This is a genomic window from Pseudomonas sp. LARHCG127 (genome assembly GCF_052871455.1).
Genome location: NZ_JBIXJT010000010.1, coordinates 40171 through 58246, shown reverse-complemented (window position 1 = coordinate 58246; position 18076 = coordinate 40171). Strand labels below are relative to the sequence as shown.

Below are 18076 nucleotides of genomic sequence, written 5' to 3'. Positions count from 1 at the left end.
AGAGGAGTAGCCACATGGGTATCTTTGACTGGAAACACTGGGTCGTCATCCTGGTCGTCGTGGTGCTGGTGTTCGGTACCAAGAAACTGAAAAACCTCGGCACCGATGTCGGCGAGTCGATCAAGGGCTTTCGCAAAGCCATGAACGATGATGAAAAACCGACCGATCCGACGACCACCCAAGCCCAGCCCGGCCAACCGGCCCAACCGGTACACCCGCAGGCCACTCAGCCTGTGAATGCACCGAATACCATCGATGTGCAGGCCCAGAAAGTCGAAGAGCCCATTCGCAAAGACTCGTGAGCACTGACTAATGTTTGGGATCAGCTTCACTGAACTGCTGCTCGTCGGCCTCGTCGCCCTGTTGGTATTGGGCCCCGAGCGCCTGCCGGGCGCTGCGCGCACTGCCGGTCTGTGGATCGGGCGCCTGAAGCGCAGCTTCAATGCGATCAAACAGGAAGTTGAACGTGAAATCGGTGCCGACGATATCCGTCGGCAACTGCACAACGAACATATTCTGTCCCTGGAGCAGGAAGCGCGGAAAATCTTCACGCCGACCCAACAGGAACCGACGCCGGTCCAGCCCGTGGTCGAGCCGACGATGGCTTCCCAAACGCCAGAAAGCGGCGTGCCGGTGGCAGAACCGGCGCCAGCGACACCGACGGTAGCGGACACAGCCTCCACCGCTGCGCCTGCGCCTAACGACCCTACTTTGCCGCCGCGAGCCCCATGAGCGATATCCCCGAAAACGACCAGCCGATGCCGCTGGTATCGCACCTCACCGAGTTGCGCACCCGCCTGCTGCGTTGCGTCGCGGCGGTTTTCATCATCTTCGCCGGGCTGTTTTCCTTCACCCAGCAGATCTACACCTTCGTCTCCACGCCGCTGCGCCAGTACTTGCCGGTAGGGGCGACGATGATCGCCACCGACGTGTCGTCGCCGTTCCTGACGCCACTGAAGCTGACGATGATGGTCTCGCTGTTCCTGGCGATCCCGGTGATCCTGCACCAGATCTGGGGCTTCATCGCACCTGGCCTGTACAAGCATGAAAAACGCATCGCCGTGCCGCTGCTGGTGTCCAGCATCCTGCTGTTCTACACCGGCATGGCCTTCGCCTATTACCTGGTGTTCCCGCTGATCTTCAAGTTCTTCGCCGCCGCCACCCCGGCGGGCGTGGAAATGATGACGGACATCAGCAGCTACCTGGATTTCGTCATGACGCTGTTCTTCGCCTTCGGCGTGGCGTTCGAAATCCCGGTGGCGGTGGTGCTGCTGGTGTGGATCGGCGTGGTCGACGTCGCCTACCTGAAGAAGATCCGCCCCTACGTGATCATCGGCTGCTTCGTGGTCGGCATGATCCTGACCCCGCCGGACATTTTCTCCCAGACCCTGTTGGCCGTGCCGATGTGGCTACTGTTCGAGATCGGCATCCTGTTCGGTGGCCTGGTGCGCAAACGTCGGAAGGAAGACCCCGAGGACCAACCGGTCGATGACCATAACGATCAGCCGCCAGCGACCCAAGCGTGAACCTGCTGCTGCTCGAAGAGGCCGACTTCATCGGGCCTGACCGCGTCATCCTGAGCGATCGCCGGTTGACCCACATGCAGGAAGTCCACCGCAGCGCGGTCGGCGACAGCCTGCGTGTCGGGCGCATTGGCGGGTTGATGGGCTCGGCCCAGGTGCTGCGCCTGGAAGCTCGGGAAGCCGAACTGCAAGTGATCCTCGACCAGCCTCCACCGGCCAAGTTGCCCTTGACCCTGGTGTTGGCGCTGCCGCGTCCGAAAATGCTCCGGCGAGTGTTCCAGACCATCGCCACCATGGGCGTGCCGAGGGTGGTGCTGGTCAACAGCTATCGCGTGGAAAAGAGCTTTTGGCAGACGCCGTTCCTGGAGCCCGAGGCAATTCGGGAGCAACTGATCCTGGGGCTGGAGCAAGCCCGGGACAGCGTCCTGCCTGAAATCATCATTGAAAAGCGCTTCAAGCCCTTCGTTGAAGACCGCCTGCCGGCCCTTGTGGACGGGACCCTCGGGCTGGTCGGCCACCCGGGCAACCACCCGCCCTGCCCCCGGGCCCTGACGGAACCCGTCACCCTGGCAATTGGCCCCGAAGGCGGCTGGATCCCCTACGAGATCGATCTGCTGGGCAAGGCCGGCTTGCAACCGGTGCAGCTTGGGGAACGGATCCTGCGGGTGGAAACTGCCGTTACGGCCCTGCTCGCACGACTGTTCTGATCCCTTTGGTTTGCCACGCTATTCCAAAGGCATCTAACTCATTGCTCCTGCTCTCCTTTTCTGAGCCGATAGCGTTTTATACAACGCAATTCCGCCCTTCAAGGGAGTACCAGCATGATCCGATGGCTAGGTAACGTAGGCGTCAATCGCAAACTTGGCTTCGGTTTCGGCCTGGTGCTGTTCTTGACCGTGATGATCGCTTTCACCGGCTGGACCGGCCTGGGTAAAGTGATTGCCCACGGCGACACGCTGGGGCTCATCGCCAGCCTGAACGACCTGACCAAGGACCTGCGCTCCGCGCGTATGGATTACGACGCGACCCGCGGCGAGAAAGGCCCAGGTGACCTCAACGATCTCCTCGGTAAATTGGAACCTGGACTACAGGCTGCTCGCCAATCGATCAAGCAATCGGCCGATGTGGCGCTCATCGACAAACAACTGGCGGTTATTGCCGAGTACAGGACTGTCGTTGCCGAATTGGTCCGCGCCACAGTCAGTCGTGAGAATGCGCGCAGCAAGCTGGGCGCCAGCGCCGATAACACCGTGGCCCGAGTCGCCAGCGTTGAAAGCGCCATACGGCAAAGCGAGAACGCGGCTCAACTCGACAGCGTGGTGAGTCTGAGCAAGGCCATCCAGCAAGCCCGCTATCAGGTTCGCGGCTACACCTACAGCGGCCAGGCCGATGCCGAGCAGCCGGCCTTGGATGCCATCGATAACGCGCTGAAAGCGCTTGGCAGCCTGCCGGCCCAACTGCCCGCTGAACACGCCGCCAACCTGCAACAGGCCAGCGAGTCGTTCAAGGCCTATCGTGCCGCCGTCAGCCAGTTCCATGAAGCCCAGGCCGCCAGCGCTGCCGCCATCAAGCGCATGTCCGACTTGGGGGTTGTGCTACGCGGGGCCAGTAGGGACATCACGTTGTCCCAAACGGACGTGCGCGACCATGAGGCCGCCAGAGCCAACCTCTTCCTGATCTCGGCCGCTGCGTTGGCCCTGCTGTTCGGGGTGATCGCAGCCATGGTGATCACCCGGCAGATCGTCACTCCACTGGAGCAGACCCTCAAGGTCGCCGAACGCGTGGCGGCAGGCGATTTGACCCACAACCTAAGTTCCGAGCGCCGCGACGAACTGGGCCAACTGCAACGTGCCATGCAGAGCATGACCGTGGGCCTGCGGCAATTGATCGGTGGCATTTGCGACGGCGTCACGCAAATCGCCAGCGCCGCCGAACAGCTTTCGGCCGTCACCGAGCAGACCAGCGCCGGGGTCAATAGCCAGAAAGTGGAAACCGACCAGGTCGCCACCGCCATGCACGAAATGACCGCCACGGTGCAGGAAGTGGCGCGCAATGCCGAACAAGCGAGCGAAGCGACCGTCGCCGCGGACCAGCAGGCTCGCGAAGGCGAAAAGGTGGTTGGCGAAGCCATCGCCCAGATCGAGCGCCTGTCCAACGCTGTGGGCAATTCCACCGAAGCCATGGGCCACCTCAAACGCGAGAGCGACAAGATCGGCAGCGTCCTGGACGTGATCAAGTCCGTGGCCCAGCAAACCAACCTGCTGGCCCTCAACGCGGCCATCGAGGCGGCCCGGGCCGGTGAAGCCGGGCGTGGGTTCGCGGTGGTGGCCGACGAGGTACGCAGCCTGGCCCAGCGCACCCAGAAGTCCACCGAAGAGATCGAGCAACTGGTCCTAGGCCTGCAGACCGGAACCGAACAAGTCGCGTCCAGCCTGGACAACAGTCGCAACCTGACCGACAGCAGCGTCGAATTGACTCGCCGTGCCGGTAGCTCACTGGAAAACATCACCCGCACCGTTTCCGCGATCCAGTCGATGAACCAACAGATCGCCGCCGCGGCCGAGCAACAGAGCGCCGTGGCCGAGGAGATCAACCGCAGCGTCGTGAATGTTCGCGATGTCTCCGAACAGACGGCCGCTTCCAGTGAAGAAACCGCCGCTTCGAGCGCCGAACTGGCGCGGTTGGGGGCTCATTTGCAGACGCTGGTGGGGCGCTTCAAGGTCTGACCAAAGGGCAGGCACAAACCCTGTGTGGCGAGGGAGCTTGCTCCCGCTTGGCCGCGAAGCGGCCACCAACACTCTCCAGATTTACGACTGCTTCGCAGCCGAGCGGGAGCAAACTCCCTCGCCACGAAATCTTGGCAAATCCCTACAGATCCCACCGAAGCCGCCGATACAGTCCCCATAAAACCAAATCAGCGCTCCAAGGGAGTATCAGCATGTTCGGGTGGCTTGCCCAGGGTCTGGGAAATGTAAGCGTTAACCGCAAACTCGGCGCAGGCTTCGGCCTGGTGCTGCTCCTCACCTTGATGATTGCGTTCACCGGCTGGTCCGGCCTGGGCAATGTCATCAGCCGGGGCGACAAGCTGGGGTTCATTGCCAGTCTCAATGACTTGAGCAAGGACTTGAACCTGGCCAGCATCGACTACAACACCACGCGGGGCGAGAAAGGGCCACAACAGGTCAATGACCTACTTGGCAAACTCGAAGCCGGGCTGAAAACCGCTCGCGAGCTGATCGAACAGCCAGCCGATGTTGCATTGATCGACCAGCAACTGGCCGCCGTCGCCGAATACAAAAGCGCCTTCGCCCAGATGACCAGCGCCACCGTCAGCCGCGAAGATGCCCGCAGCAAGCTGGGCGCCAGCGCCGATAACACCGTGGCTCGCGTCGCCGAAGTGGAAAAAGCGCTGCTGCAAGGTGGCGACATCACCCAGTTCAACAGCATCGTGACCTTGAGCAAGGCCATCCAACAAGCGCGTTATCAGGTTCGCGGCTACACCTACAGCGGTAAAAGCGAGGCCCAACAACCGGCCATCGATGCAATCACCGATGTCTTGAAACTCTTGGCACGCTTGCCAGCGCAGTTGCCCGAAGAGCACGCCGACAAGCTCCAACAGGCCAGCGACTCGATGAACATCTATCGAGCGGCGGTCAGCCAGTTCCGCGATTCCCAACTTGATAACGGCGCCGCATTGCAGCGCATGAGTCAGCAGGGCCAGGTACTGATCGATTCCAGCCAGAAGCTCACCGTCTCCCAGACCGCCGTGCGTGACCACGACACCGCCCAGGCCAAGAGCGTCCTGATCGCAGCCGCTGCACTGGCGCTGCTGTTTGGCGTGATCGCCGCCCTGCTCATTACTCGGCAAATCGTCGGCCCGCTGGATGAGACCCTGAAGGTGGCAGAACGTGTCGCCGCAGGCGACCTGACCCACAACCTTACCTCCGAACGCCGCGACGAACTCGGCCAACTGCAACGCGCCATGCAACGCATGACCGTCGGCCTGCGGCAATTGATCGGTGGCATCGGTGAAGGGGTTACCCAGATCGCCAGCGCCGCTGAACAACTCTCAAGCGTGACCGAACAGACCAGCGCCGGGGTCAACAGCCAAAAAGTGGAAACCGATCAGGTCGCCACCGCCATGCACGAAATGACCGCCACGGTGCAGGAAGTGGCGCGCAACGCCGAGGAAGCTTCCGAAGCGGCCGTCGCCGCCGACCAGCAAGCCCGTGAAGGCGACAAGGTCGTTGGCGAAGCCATCGCCCAGATCGAGCGCCTGGCCAAGGAAGTAGGCAATTCCACCGCCGCCATGGGCGATTTGAAGCGTGAGAGCGACAAGATCGGCAGCGTCCTGGACGTGATCAAGTCCGTGGCCCAGCAGACCAACCTGCTGGCCCTCAACGCGGCCATCGAGGCAGCCCGTGCCGGTGAGGCCGGACGAGGCTTCGCCGTGGTGGCCGACGAGGTCCGTAGCCTGGCCCAGCGCACCCAGAAATCCACCGAAGAGATTGAAGAACTGATCGTGGGCCTGCAGACCGGTACCGAACAGGTCGCGACCATCATGGACAACAGCCGTAGCCTGACCGACAGCAGCGTCGAATTGACCCGTCGTGCGGGGAGCTCGCTGGAGAACATCACTCGGACGGTTTCGGCGATCCAGTCGATGAATCAGCAAATTGCCGCAGCGGCCGAGCAGCAGAGTGCGGTGGCTGAGGAGATCAACCGTAGTGTGCTGAATGTGCGTGATGTGTCGGAGCAGACGGCGTCGTCCAGTGAGGAGACGGCCGCTTCAAGTGCGGAATTGGCTCGGTTGGGCGTTCACTTGCAGACGCTGGTGGGGCGGTTCAAAGTTTAGAGACATTGGGGATTTTGTAACGAATGGCCGCTTAGCTGGTTTTCCAAACACATAGGCATGAAGCAGTGCATCAGTCCCTATTGGGGCTGAGAGCACTGCTCTACCGACAGTGATATTCGACATGCGCCGCAGCAGGTTTAATGTTTTTAAACATCCCGCCTACTTTAACTTTCAGACATAATTTATAACTGCCACATATCGTCAAATGATTGCAACCATCATAAAAATGACGAAAGCATCAGAAAAATCTATTGGACTTTTCTAGAGTTCACGACAGAATGGCACCTCCATTAACTATATGAAACATTCTTCACGGAAGAGGAATTATGGTCGCCTTTAACAAGCTTATACCTGAACTGATTGTGTCCGACATCAAGGCAAGCTCAAGTTTTTATTGCAAGCTCATTGGCTTCAGCGTTGAGTATGAAAGACCGAACGACGGTTTTATATTCATTTCCTATCACGGCAGCCAGTTAATGCTGGAGCAAGACGATCACAAAGAGTCGCCATGGCGTGTGGGCCCGCTACAAAAACCTTATGGACGCGGAATGAACCTCTCCATTGATTGTCCTGATGTCAGAGCGTTAGCGAAATCATTGATGGCTTCGGGATACAAGCTGCATAAACCGATAGAAGAATGCTGGTACAAAGAAAATGATTTGCTTCAAGGTCAAAGCAATTTTCTCATATTAGACCCAGATGGCTATTTACTTAGGTTTGCTCAAAACCTAGGCTCCAAATCCAGCCGCAACGAACTAATGTAAGCAAATGCTGGACTGGACACTCACTTTCTTGGAGAAAGTGAGTGTCCAGCCACCGGAATACCTCATATTGGGGCAATAAATCATCACGCCGCATGCGAACGTTTTAAAGCCATTCAAATGAAAGGCCATTGAACTTAACGCCCGCTGATACAATGAAGGGTTTTCACAGCCTGAAGAAAAATATTTTCAACAGTCACTTGCTCCTGTGCCGCCAGATGCGAAGTGACCATTATTTTTTTTGAGGGCAATGAGAGCAAACCATAGGGATCATCATGCTGGCCCTTGTTAGCCGCCCATTCGTTGTAGTAGCCATCGATAAAACAAAATGCATCCGCATTGCGATTGAGGTAGGTCTTGAGCGCACGCGGGCAGATAATTTTTGGATTGGACAAATTCAATATCATCAGTCCCGTTGACGCGCAGGCCAATACCGATTCATCGATAAGATTAAAGGTTTCGGCACAACCACTCAGATGAATACATAAAACGTCAACGGTGCTGACCAGATCACCGAGGGAGGTATGTTGCAGGCCCAATGACTTTTCCAGCGACTCCTTCCGTGTCCGGGACCAATAGCGCATATTTGCAGTTCCACGCATATGAAGCTGATATGCCACCTCACTTGCAATCGATCCCATGCCAACAAAGCCAACTTTAAGATTCAACAATGATCGCCTGGGCGTCTGTATCCAAGCGTTGCCCGCCTTCACACTTTCAGCGCTTTCAAAAGCCCTTGCCGAACAGAGGACAATCATTGCCAATGTAAATTCAGCCACCGCTTGCACGTTTAGGTTGGGTGTATTGGCTAATTTTATGCCTTTATCGGAAACATACTTCACGTCCACGAAGCTGGAGGTGCCTGTTCCCATTACAACGATATTCTCTAACCGAGTGGCGGCGTCAATCAGCTCCGCAGACAGGTATTCCGGTCCACCTAAAATATAGTCGTGCACATCGGGCAACACCTCTAGAATTTGCCTCTCATCAATAGGACGTCTTATATGGGTGAGTTCAATACCGTCTGAAAATACCGTTTTATCAATATCAAAATCCCCCGTTACCAGAACCTTTCTCATTCCGAAATCTTCTCTACACAATCATTGTAGTCTTTGGCCGATTCAAGCTCGAGCAGGGCTTGTCTCAAGCGCGAGAGCGAAAATTTGAATTGGTCATCAGGTTTCAAAAGCGCAATTCTTATACGGTCGTGCCCTGCGACCTCATGACTGTTCCAATAGAAATACCTCCCCGGCAACACGGCCACGTCATAAGTTGCAAGGTAGTCAGTTAATTCCAGGTCCGAGAGCCCAGTTCGTTTTATGTTAAGCCACATAACCGTCATGCCCGAATACGAATGCGGCGAATCAACGCTGACCCGTGTTCCTGCAAGCTGGGAACGTACTATTTCTGCATTCTTGGTAATAATCGAGTGCACATAAGAGAGCCCTCCTCTTTTTAGCGTCGCCTCGATAAATGCAATGATCAGTCTCAGTACAAAATTGGAACAGCAAAGATAAATTTCTTCGTAGATGGCTCTGATTTCCTGGGCCAGATTCTTGCTATATGACAGCAGGCTGGCCTTGGCATCCAATGTTGGCCATTGCTTACCGGTATCCTCCAGAATGATAAATGACGCGCCCTTTTCAACCAGGAGTGCATATTCGTCGATAGCGGTTTTGTGGCAGAACCGAAAAGAGGTATCGAGGATCAAAATTATATTGAGCCGATGGCACAGTTCCACAATATTTTTCATCATGACTGCATCGATGACGAAACCTGTCGGGTTATTGGGATTAACCATAAACAAGGCGTCAAGTTTTTTGTTTTGAACAAACCTCTCCAGCAAGCCCAAGTCTGAAAACAAGCTTTCTGGAACAGCTTCAAGCTCGACTTCCCTACGCCTAAGCAACTGGGCGAGGTTGTCAAAAGTGGGTTCGACAAGGCCTATTTTTAACTGCTTTGATCGCGCCCATGCTCCCACTATGTCTATGCTGTTTGACGCGGTAGGGCAGATCGAAAAATATTGGTGATTTTTTAACCCAGGCAGCGCAAAATAATCTGCAAAAATATCTTTGAACGCCATCTCCATTTGCGGAACAGGCGTCTCGACCGCCGAACCCCATAAGTCAGGCAACTCAGGTAACACGCTGCTAAAATGCGTTTTCGCAGAAATGTAGCTATGACCATCGGCAAGATTATATTGTGCCGACAACCCAAAAACTTCATGTTCAGTAAGGCTCTGGTTTTTGTAATCAGACATAAGGCTCATCGGGCTTCCTATCGGATAATTTGAATATCTAGTTCGACCTTGATCTAGGACTGCCTTCCTTGACGAACCGAACCTTAATAACCAAGCGCCCACATGTAAAGTTGACACACCCGCAACTAGCTATCTAAATATTTCCCGTTCTTAACAGACGGACAAAGCCGACACTGATGACGGGATTCTTTTGTAACGTAGATATTCGAATAATTATCGAGCTTTTAGGCTGAAGCATTGTTGCCGCAACTCGCCCTCTAGCGCGCCCACTCGAAAAACATCCAACAACCCAATCCACTTTTCAAAATATCTCACAGCAATAATCTGTATGCCTTTACCCAGCAGAAGATAAACCATCAAACAAGTTACAACCTGTCACCCTTCAGTGACGGCGCTTGACACTTATCCTCGTACACGCCGAGCACTCTCAAAACCTATCAGTTCTGATAGTAGACAACATTCTCATTCCGACCGAGACTGAATGAACGGTCTGTTTCCTGGAAAAATATTGATGTCGAACACTGCTGACAGACTATTAGTCCAGTATCTATACGATGCTCTCGATCGTCTGGTTTGCTGCGTGCCTGCCGACCAACTCCGTCGTGACCGGTTCTATCTATTAGATCGGCTCGCTACAGAAATCCAAGGATCCATTCAGTATCAGGTTTTTCAGACCTTGGATGTCTTGCTGGCGGAAAACCACGGAGGGAACACCCCACGTACGTCAATCCTGCTGACCGAAAAGCATCGCTCGGTGCTGCAGAGCAGCGACGGCACTTCGACCTATACGCCTTACGGTCATCGCCCCGCTCAAGGGGGCCTGAGCAGCCTTCTGGCTTTCAACGGTGAACGGAACGATACGATTACGGGTTGCTACTTGCTGGGAAACGGGCACCGTGCGTTCAATCCTGTCCTGATGCGCTTTAACAGCCCTGACAGCCTGAGTCCCTTTGGAGACGGAGGACTGAACTGTTATGCCTATTGTCAGGGAGACCCGATAAATCGCACAGATCCCACGGGACGGATTCCACACGGGCTGTTGTGGTTCGTAAATGGGCTGATGGAATTCGGCGGAAACTATGTACTTCCGTTCCTTGCTCCTAAAGTGCTGGTACGACGGCTTCCATTTGTCGCTGACGCCACGTTCGGGCGCGTTGCCAAAGTAGTGTCAAGCGGCAGCGCCTTCGTAGGGACCGTCGCCTATCTAGTCCTGAACCGAATGGAGCATCATCATCCTGAATCACCCGTCAATGACCCGCTCCTGATCGCCCTGGTGGCGCTGGGGGCGATTGGCATGGTGAGTGGTTTTGGTGTTTTGCTGCATAAACGAGCTCAACTGCCCCCGCTTCGGGACTCATTGACCCGAGAATCTCTAGTCTCCTCACCTACTTCCTGGACGTCTCCACGAAATCAAAGGTTTATCAAACGAAGGAGAATGTTTGATCTTGACGAATACACGGCGACGCTAAGTGCTTCCGCTATCCGAAGAAATACCCGCTACCCATGAACCTATGACTCACCGCGCACAAACAAAAAGCCCCGTTGGTTAGCGGGGCTCTTTGTCATGCCAGTTGAGGCTGTACGCTCACCGGCTGTAGCGGCAGCAACGGTGCATGAGGGTCCGCCTTGACCGATTCACGCCACGCCGCCAGCCACTCGGGATGCGCCTCGCTCCAGACCTGCTCATGCAAGCGGGACAGGGCCACCGGGTCGCTCAGCAGGGCCAGCCGCTCAGCGTTATTGAGACCGGCAGGGCCGACCTTCAGGGCGTGACGAACGCGTTCGACCCGCAGCCATTCAATCGGCTCGGCCTGGCCGTGACGCGAGGTCGCCAATGCATACGCCAAGGCGTTCTGTTGTGGATCGACCACCGCCCGGATGAAACCGTCGTTCAGCGCGTGCCAACGGTTCTCATGGGTGTACTGGTCCGTCGACAGCAGTTCCTGGGGCGGTGCGTATTCCTCGGGAATCAGGAATAAGCTCTCATCACGGGATTTCAAGCCCAGGCCCACGCGACTGGAGATCACCGACACCGGGATCGACAGGATCAGCGACCCGACGATCGGCACCAGCCACCAGAGGAAGCTTGGGTTCAGCCAGATCACCAGCAAGGCCCAGAAGAAGCCCAGCAAGGTTTGCGGACCGTGACGCTTGACCGCTTCGCTCCATGGCGTGGAGTCGTCGTCACGTTTCGGCGAGTTCCAGGTCGCGGCCCAGCCGAGGAACGCGGCGAGCACGAAACGGGTGTGGAAGATCATCCGCACCGGCGCCAGCAGCATGGAGAAGAGCATCTCCAGCAGCATCGACATGGTCACCTTGAACTTGCCACCGAACTCCTTGGCACCCTTGGCCCAGATCAGCACGATGCTCAGCAGTTTGGGTAGGAACAGCAGCACGATGGTGGTCGAGAACAGGGCGATGGCTTTTTCCGGATGCCATTGCGGCCACAGCGGATAAAGCTGGCGTGGTTCAAGGAAGTACTGCGGCTCCATCAGCGTGTTCACCGCCAGCAGCGCGGTGGACAGCACCAGGAAGAAGAACCACAGCGGCGCCGACAGATAAGACATCACGCCGGTCAGGAACACCGCACGGTGCACCGGGTGCATGCCCTTGACCAGGAACAGCCGGAAGTTCATCAGGTTGCCGTGGCACCAGCGACGGTCACGCTTGAGTTCGTCCAGCAGGTTTGGCGGCAGCTCTTCGTAGCTGCCCGGCAGGTCATAGGCAATCCACACGCCCCAGCCGGCACGGCGCATCAGCGCGGCTTCGACGAAGTCGTGGGACAGGATCGCGCCCGAGAACGCACCTTTACCCGGCAACGGCGCCAAGGCGCAGTGATCGATGAACGGTTTCATGCGGATGATCGCGTTGTGACCCCAGTAATGGGATTCACCCAACTGCCAGAAGTGCAGACCGGCGGTGAACAGCGGACCGTACACTCGCGTGGCGAACTGCTGCATGCGCGCATACAACGTGTCCATGCCCGAAGCCCGTGGCGCGGTCTGGATGATGCCGGCGTCCGGCGTGGCTTCCATCAGGCGCACCAGGCTGGTCAGGCATTCGCCGCTCATCACCGAGTCCGCGTCGAGCACGACCATGTACTTGTAGTCGCTGCCCCAACGACGGCAGAAGTCGTCGAGGTTGCCGCTCTTGCGTTTCACGCGACGGCGACGACGACGGTAGAAGATCTTGCCGAAGCCCCCGGCTTCACGGCAGACGTCCAGCCAGGCTTGCTGTTCGGCCACGCAGATATCAGTCTCGTTACTGTCGCTGAGCACGAAGAAGTCGAAGCGATCCAGGTCACCGGTGGCAGCCACCGACTCGAAGGTGGCGCGCAAACCGGCGAATACCCGCGGCACGTCTTCGTTGCAGATCGGCATCACCAGCGCGGTGCGGGCATCCTTGGGAATCGGCTCATTGCCGGCGCTGGCGCCAGAGATGCGGTATTTGTCGTGGCCGGTGAGCAATTCGAGAAAGCCCATCAGCGCTGTCCAGAAACCTGCCGACACCCAGCAGAACAGGATCCCGAACAGAATCAGGATGCTGGTTTGCAACGCATACGGCAGCACTTGCGTGGCCGTCTGCAACAGCGGTTGGTGCAGGACTTCTTCCAGGTCGACGAACGACCAGCCCTGGTAGGGCATGATGCCCTTCATGTACCAACCGGCGACGATGGTCTGGCCGAGCATCAGGATCAGCAGGATGTAGCGGCGGATCGAACCCACGGTACGCCAGCGTGCATGGGGCAGCACGCGCTCATCCTTGGGCGGCTTCGGCGGGTTGGTGCGACCGGTCAGGCGCCGCCAGGCGCGCACCAGGATATTGGTGCGCCACGGCTCCGGCACGACCTTGGTCCGACGGATCGGCGGCGTCGCTTTCAGGCACACCCGGCCACTGGCGTCGAGCCCCAGCATTTCCGCTTCTTCAAGCTCTTCGGCGGTGCTCAGGGTCAGCCGGCGACCCACCGAGGCTTGCACAGCCTCGGTGGGCGCGTCGAACGTCGGCGACGACAGGCGTTCGTGCAATTCGCTGAAGGACTTGCAGCCCGCCAGTTCGGCGCGCTGCTCGTCGGTCATGGGCAAATGGGCCAGGTACTCACTGAGCGTCTCTGGCTGTACTGGAGTATTACTCATCGGCTGGCAACTGATAGCTCCAGGTCTCGGTCAGGACTTGCTCAGTCGGTTCCGGTTCCTGCTGGGTTGGGGTCGGTTCGACCGCGGCGGTGTCCGCCTGGACAGCCTTGGCTTCGTCTTGCGCTTTTTCTTTCGCGAGCTCTTTTTCAGTCTGCTGGCGGGCGATCTTGTCGGCCTTGGCCAGGGTCGTGGTCGCGGAATGCGAGGCGGCCGGGGCTTCGACAGGCGTCAGCGGACGAACCAGTGCCGCACGCATCTCGGTGGCCTGTTTCGGGTCCTTGATCTTCAGTCGCAGCGTCAGGCGCCAGCCCTTGGTTTCAGGGTTGTAGCGCACGCTGTTCTCGACGATCTCGCCGTTGTCGCCAACGCTCACCTGGCTACGCACTTCGGCGTCTTCAGGCAATGCTTGCAGGGACGGCCCTTCGAAATCCACCAGGTAGGCCACGCTGCCGTCCGGTTGACGGATCAGGTTGGACTGCTTCACATCACCAGTGGAACGCAGGGTCTGCTTGACCCAGGCACTGTCTGGCGAGTGCAGGTTGGCTTCGTCGAGGGTCCAGTGCAGACGGTAGGCGAAGTCCAGCGGCTGGCCTGGTTCAGGCAGTTTTTCCGGGCTCCAGAACGCAACGATGTTGTCGTTGGTTTCGTCGGCGGTCGGGATCTCGACCAGATCGACGGTGCCCTTGCCCCAATCGCCTTTCGGTTCGATCCAGGCGCTTGGGCGTTTTTCGTAACGGTCATCCAGGTCTTCATAGTGGCTGAAGTCACGACCACGTTGCAGCAGGCCGAAACCACGCGGGTTTTCTACCGAGAAGTTGCTCACGGCCAAGTGTTTCGGGTTGTTCAGCGGACGCCAGATCCACTCGCCGTTGCCGGCATGGATGGACAGGCCGCTGGAATCGTGGAGTTCACGACGGTAGTTGAGCACCTTGGACGGCTGGTTGGCGCCGAACAGGAACATGCTGGTCAACGGGGCGATACCCAGTTTGTTGACGCGATCGCGCAGGAACACGCGGGATTTCACGTCGACAACGGTGTCGGTGCCCGGACGCACGGTCAGGCGATAAGCGCCAGTGGCCCGCGGCGAATCCAGCAGGGCGAAGATCACCAGGTGCTTGTCGGTGGGTTTCGGACGCTGGATCCAGAACTCGCGAAAGCGTGGGAACTCTTCACCGGATGGCAACGCGGTGTCGATGGCCATGCCACGCGCGGACAAGCCGTAGACCTGGCCCTTGCCGATGACGCGGAAATAACTCGCGCCCAGCATGGTCATGATTTCGTCTTGCTTGTCGGCCTTGTTGATCGGGTACAACACGCGGAAACCGGCGTAGCCCAGCTGTTCGGTGGCCTTGGGATCGAACTTCACGTCGCCGAAATCGAACCGTGTCGGGTCGTACTTGATCTCGTCGACGGTGGTCGCGGTGATTTCGTTGATCTTCACCGGGGTGTCGAAATGCATGCCCTGGTGATAGAAGGACAGCCGGAACGGGGTCTTCTGGTCGGCCCACTCCGCTTTTTCGGTGCGGAAACGGATTTTCTGATAATCGGCGAACTTCATTTCGCGGAATTCGTTCGGCAAATTGCTGCGCGGGGCTTCGAATTTCTGCCCGGCCAGTTCTTGTGCCTTCGCCGATACATCATCCAGGCTGAATGCCCACAGTTGGCCCGCGCCGAACAGGCACAGCAGGGCCGAGCCCGCTACCAAGGCGCTTCTAAACCGTTTGGCAGTCATTTTTGGTGCATTACAGGGACTAACAATCACGAGCAACCCTCGCCGAAAACTGATCAAAAAACCAACGGCCAGATAAAGTATCTACACGGTAACGGCGCTGAAAAACCGTTCCTGCGGACCACTCTTGCCAAGTTGGCGAGCATTGTTCCGACTCCGACGGGGCAAAATGATTCCCCAAACGGTTCAGGACAAGTCTCTACCTAAGTCAAATGGACCAGCGAACGCTGATCCCCCGTAGCGCGCGATTATCTAGTAGCCCGCGTGACAACGCATCAGGGGTAGCAAAGTATTTATCGAGAAAACTCCCTGTTTAGCCTCGAAACAGAACGGAAAAGATGTTTCAAACGCTTTCAGGACTGTAACAGGAAGGTTACCGGGCCATCATTGACCAGATGCACCTGCATGTCGGCGCCGAATCTACCTGATGCCACTGTGCCATGCACCTGTTTCGCCTGGGCCAGCAAATAGTTGAACAACTCTTCGCCCAAGGCCGGAGGCGCGGCCGTGGAAAAACTTGGACGCAGGCCGCTTTTGGTGTCCGCCGCCAAGGTGAACTGCGACACCAGCAGCAGCCCACCACCGACATCCACCACGGACAGGTTCATCTTGCCCTCGGCGTCGCTGAACACGCGATAGTTAAGCAGCTTGTGCAGGAGTTTGTCGGCGCTGGCCCGGGTATCCCCGGGCTCGACGGCCACCAGCACCAGCAAGCCTTGGTCTACAGCCCCGATGATCTCACCGGCTACTTCGACCCGTGCGCAGCGCACACGTTGCAACAGCCCCTTCATGCTTCCTCGGGCGGCAGGTCGAGCAGGCGCCGGGCCATTTGCGCAGCGGCGCGTACCAGCGCATCGGTAATTCCCGGCTCCGAAGCGGCGTGACCGGCGTCGCGGATCACCTGCAGTTCGCTGTTGGGCCAGTTCTGATGCAGCTCCCAGGCGTTGTCCAAGGGGCAGATGACGTCGTAGCGGCCGTGCACAATGACGCCCGGCAAATGGGCGATCTTGCCCATGTCGCGAATCAGCTGGTTGGGTTCGAGGAACGCATTGTTGGTGAAGTAGTGGCATTCGATCCGGGCAATCGAAAGCGCCCGCTGCGGCTCGGAGAAGCGATCGACCACCAGCGGGTTCGGACGCAGGGTCGCGGTACGACCTTCCCAGGTGGACCAGGCCTTGGCCGCATGCATCTGGGCAATCTGGTCGTTACCGGTCAGGCGCTTGTGGAAAGCGCTGAGCAAGTCGTCGCGCTCATCCAGGGGAATCGGCGCGATGTAGTCTTGCCAATAGTCGGGAAACAGGCGACTGGCGCCAGCCTGGTAGAACCACTCGATTTCCTGCGGACGGCAGAGAAAGATCCCACGCAGGATCAGGCCATGCACCCGCTCTGGATGGGTCTGGGCGTAGGCCAGGGCCAGGGTCGAGCCCCAGGAACCGCCGAACAGCACCCATTTTTCGATGCCCAGGTGCTTGCGGATGCGCTCCAGGTCTTCGACCAGATCCCAGGTGGTGTTGTTTTCCAGGCTGGCGTGGGGGGTGGAGCGACCGCAACCGCGCTGGTCGAAGGTGACGATACGGTAAAGGTTCGGATCGAAGTAGCGACGACTCTGCGCGTCGCAGCCAGCACCCGGGCCACCGTGAATGAACACCACTGGCAGACCTTCCGGGGAACCGCTTTCATCGACATAGAGCGTGTGGGTGTCATCGACAGCCAGATCGTGCCGGGCATGGGGTTTGATCTGCGGGTACAAAGTCTGCATTGCGCGCTCCGTAAGGGGTCGAGTCATCCCTGTGGGGACGTCTATTTAATCTGCCGTCCGGCATCATAAACCCGAATCACCTGAATGAGCATGCCCCTGCGCAGTCAAAGCATGTCAGCCAGGAACGCCAGCAGCGTGCGATACAACTGATCGACCTCTGGCACCTGGCCCCGGCCACGCAGGCAACCGTGGACCAGCCCTTCGCCGATATACAGCACGGAGTCCACCCCTGCGGCTTTCAGCCGCTCGCTGTAACGGACACCATCGTCGCGCAGCGGGTCCCATTGCGCGACCGCAACCAGCGCCGGCGGCACGCCGCTCAGGTCGTCGGCGAATAGCGGCATGGCATAAGGCGTGGGTTGGGCGCCACACAGGTACAGCGCCTCATAGCGCTCCAGGTCGCGGCCACTCAAGAGCGGGGCATCTTCGCACGCTTGGCGTGAGGGCAAATCCGCCGGGCCACCAAGCGCCGGGTAGATCAACACCTGGACCCGGGGCAACGGCTGCCCGGCATCGCGCAAGGCCAAGCACAACGCAGCGGCGAGGTTGCCGCCGGCACTGTCACCGGCCACCGCCCGGCGACGCGGGTCGATGGCAAACGGGGTGTCCGCCAAGTGGTGCCACACCGCGAGGCAATCTTCGAACGCGGCCGGAAACGGATGCTCGGGGGCCAGCCGGTAATCCACCGCCACTACCAACGCGCCAAGCTCAGCCGCCAGTTCCATGCAGATGAAGTCATGAGAATCCAGGTCCCCCACCACCCAACCGCCACCGTGCAGGTAGAGAATGCACGGCCAGCCGGCGAGCGGCGGCGCAATGCGCGGGTGATAGGCCCGGATAGGCACGCCGGCCAACGGCAAATCCTCCACCACGAGCGTTGGCGGACGCGACGGGGTAAACGCCCGGCACATCTGGCTGTAAGCCTGGCGCGAACCGTCGAGGCTGTCGTCCGGGGCGGTGAAGCTCAGGGTTTTGTCGATGAAGGCGGACATTGCCTGGGATAGTGGGTAGGCCATCTTGGATTGCCATGCGTCGAAAGAGGATGTGGCTCAGCCG

At 58.3% G+C, this 18076-nt stretch carries 15 protein-coding genes; 8 read left to right on the top strand and 7 right to left on the bottom strand.

Going from position 1 to position 18076, the window contains the following annotated elements:
• Positions 1-14 precede the first annotated feature (14 nt).
• The 7 genes from ACIPQ1_RS18030 to ACIPQ1_RS18000 all read left to right on the top strand — a co-directional run bounded on the left by ACIPQ1_RS18030 (position 15) and on the right by ACIPQ1_RS18000 (position 7142).
• Positions 15-302: a twin-arginine translocase TatA/TatE family subunit gene (locus ACIPQ1_RS18030; protein WP_411386259.1), complete on the top strand. Its 288-nt coding sequence runs from the start codon at positions 15-17 to the stop codon at positions 300-302.
• Between the two features lie 10 nt (positions 303-312).
• Positions 313-732, top strand: coding sequence for a Sec-independent protein translocase protein TatB (gene tatB / locus ACIPQ1_RS18025; RefSeq protein ID WP_186706103.1), 420 nt, complete (start codon positions 313-315; stop codon positions 730-732).
• The gene (gene tatC / locus ACIPQ1_RS18020; protein WP_411386258.1) at positions 729-1526 is read left to right on the top strand and encodes a twin-arginine translocase subunit TatC; all 798 of its coding nucleotides are present in this window, start codon (positions 729-731) and stop codon (positions 1524-1526) included. Before tatB ends, tatC begins: the two co-directional genes overlap by 4 nt.
• On the top strand, positions 1523-2230 hold the full coding sequence (locus ACIPQ1_RS18015; protein ID WP_250966020.1) for a 16S rRNA (uracil(1498)-N(3))-methyltransferase: 708 nt from the start codon (positions 1523-1525) through the stop codon (positions 2228-2230). Before tatC ends, ACIPQ1_RS18015 begins: the two co-directional genes overlap by 4 nt.
• A gap of 114 nt (positions 2231-2344) precedes the next feature.
• Positions 2345-4249, top strand: coding sequence for a methyl-accepting chemotaxis protein (locus tag ACIPQ1_RS18010; RefSeq protein ID WP_446534547.1), 1905 nt, complete (start codon positions 2345-2347; stop codon positions 4247-4249).
• A gap of 212 nt (positions 4250-4461) precedes the next feature.
• On the top strand, positions 4462-6378 hold the full coding sequence (locus tag ACIPQ1_RS18005; protein ID WP_446534546.1) for a methyl-accepting chemotaxis protein: 1917 nt from the start codon (positions 4462-4464) through the stop codon (positions 6376-6378).
• A gap of 326 nt (positions 6379-6704) precedes the next feature.
• Positions 6705-7142 (top strand): bleomycin resistance protein, encoded by a 438-nt coding sequence (locus tag ACIPQ1_RS18000; RefSeq protein ID WP_250961924.1) that lies wholly within the window; start codon positions 6705-6707, stop codon positions 7140-7142.
• 134 nt (positions 7143-7276) lie between these two features.
• Here ACIPQ1_RS18000 and ACIPQ1_RS17995 read toward each other — a convergent pair whose 3' ends face one another.
• Positions 7277-8218: an NAD(P)-dependent oxidoreductase gene (locus ACIPQ1_RS17995; RefSeq protein WP_411386256.1), complete on the bottom strand. Its 942-nt coding sequence runs from the start codon at positions 8216-8218 to the stop codon at positions 7277-7279.
• Positions 8215-9408, bottom strand: a complete 1194-nt coding sequence (locus ACIPQ1_RS17990; protein WP_250961922.1) for an aminotransferase class I/II-fold pyridoxal phosphate-dependent enzyme — start codon at positions 9406-9408, stop codon at positions 8215-8217. Before ACIPQ1_RS17990 ends, ACIPQ1_RS17995 begins: the two co-directional genes overlap by 4 nt.
• 472 nt (positions 9409-9880) lie before the next feature.
• Here ACIPQ1_RS17990 and ACIPQ1_RS17985 point away from each other — a divergent pair, with 472 nt between their 5' ends.
• Positions 9881-10906, top strand: a complete 1026-nt coding sequence (locus tag ACIPQ1_RS17985) for an RHS repeat-associated core domain-containing protein (RefSeq protein WP_446534545.1) — start codon at positions 9881-9883, stop codon at positions 10904-10906.
• A 55-nt stretch (positions 10907-10961) separates the two neighbouring features.
• Here ACIPQ1_RS17985 and mdoH read toward each other — a convergent pair whose 3' ends face one another.
• The 5 genes from mdoH to ACIPQ1_RS17960 all read right to left on the bottom strand — a co-directional run bounded on the left by mdoH (position 10962) and on the right by ACIPQ1_RS17960 (position 18036).
• On the bottom strand, positions 10962-13532 hold the full coding sequence (gene mdoH, locus ACIPQ1_RS17980) for a glucans biosynthesis glucosyltransferase MdoH (protein WP_411386254.1): 2571 nt from the start codon (positions 13530-13532) through the stop codon (positions 10962-10964).
• Positions 13525-15264 (bottom strand): glucan biosynthesis protein G, encoded by a 1740-nt coding sequence (locus tag ACIPQ1_RS17975; protein WP_189656173.1) that lies wholly within the window; start codon positions 15262-15264, stop codon positions 13525-13527. Before ACIPQ1_RS17975 ends, mdoH begins: the two co-directional genes overlap by 8 nt.
• A gap of 350 nt (positions 15265-15614) precedes the next feature.
• A complete protein-coding gene (dtd, locus tag ACIPQ1_RS17970; protein WP_250961919.1) occupies positions 15615-16052 on the bottom strand; it encodes a D-aminoacyl-tRNA deacylase in 438 nt (145 codons plus the stop codon).
• The gene (gene pip, locus ACIPQ1_RS17965; RefSeq protein ID WP_003196909.1) at positions 16049-17020 is read right to left on the bottom strand and encodes a prolyl aminopeptidase; all 972 of its coding nucleotides are present in this window, start codon (positions 17018-17020) and stop codon (positions 16049-16051) included. The genes dtd and pip overlap by 4 nt, the downstream gene beginning before the upstream one ends.
• Positions 17021-17124: 104 nt before the next feature.
• Positions 17125-18036 carry an alpha/beta hydrolase gene (locus ACIPQ1_RS17960; protein WP_411386253.1) on the bottom strand — a complete coding sequence of 304 codons (912 nt, stop codon included), beginning with the start codon at positions 18034-18036 and terminating at the stop codon, positions 17125-17127.
• Positions 18037-18076: the final 40 nt, after the last annotated feature.

Excerpts from the sequence above, each read along its gene's own strand:
- ACIPQ1_RS18030 (WP_411386259.1), top strand. The coding sequence starts at position 15 with ATGGGTATCTTTGACTGGAAACACTGGGTCGTCATCCTGGTCGTCGTG.
- tatB (WP_186706103.1), top strand. The coding sequence starts at position 313 with ATGTTTGGGATCAGCTTCACTGAACTGCTGCTCGTCGGCCTCGTCGCC.
- tatC (WP_411386258.1), top strand. The coding sequence starts at position 729 with ATGAGCGATATCCCCGAAAACGACCAGCCGATGCCGCTGGTATCGCAC.
- ACIPQ1_RS18010 (WP_446534547.1), top strand. The coding sequence starts at position 2,345 with ATGATCCGATGGCTAGGTAACGTAGGCGTCAATCGCAAACTTGGCTTC.
- ACIPQ1_RS18005 (WP_446534546.1), top strand. The coding sequence starts at position 4,462 with ATGTTCGGGTGGCTTGCCCAGGGTCTGGGAAATGTAAGCGTTAACCGC.
- ACIPQ1_RS18000 (WP_250961924.1), top strand. The coding sequence starts at position 6,705 with ATGGTCGCCTTTAACAAGCTTATACCTGAACTGATTGTGTCCGACATC.
- ACIPQ1_RS17995 (WP_411386256.1), bottom strand. The coding sequence starts at position 8,218 with ATGAGAAAGGTTCTGGTAACGGGGGATTTTGATATTGATAAAACGGTA.
- ACIPQ1_RS17990 (WP_250961922.1), bottom strand. The coding sequence starts at position 9,408 with ATGAGCCTTATGTCTGATTACAAAAACCAGAGCCTTACTGAACATGAA.
- ACIPQ1_RS17985 (WP_446534545.1), top strand. The coding sequence starts at position 9,881 with ATGAACGGTCTGTTTCCTGGAAAAATATTGATGTCGAACACTGCTGAC.
- mdoH (WP_411386254.1), bottom strand. The coding sequence starts at position 13,532 with ATGAGTAATACTCCAGTACAGCCAGAGACGCTCAGTGAGTACCTGGCC.
- ACIPQ1_RS17975 (WP_189656173.1), bottom strand. The coding sequence starts at position 15,264 with ATGACTGCCAAACGGTTTAGAAGCGCCTTGGTAGCGGGCTCGGCCCTG.
- dtd (WP_250961919.1), bottom strand. The coding sequence starts at position 16,052 with ATGAAGGGGCTGTTGCAACGTGTGCGCTGCGCACGGGTCGAAGTAGCC.
- pip (WP_003196909.1), bottom strand. The coding sequence starts at position 17,020 with ATGCAGACTTTGTACCCGCAGATCAAACCCCATGCCCGGCACGATCTG.
- ACIPQ1_RS17960 (WP_411386253.1), bottom strand. The coding sequence starts at position 18,036 with ATGGCCTACCCACTATCCCAGGCAATGTCCGCCTTCATCGACAAAACC.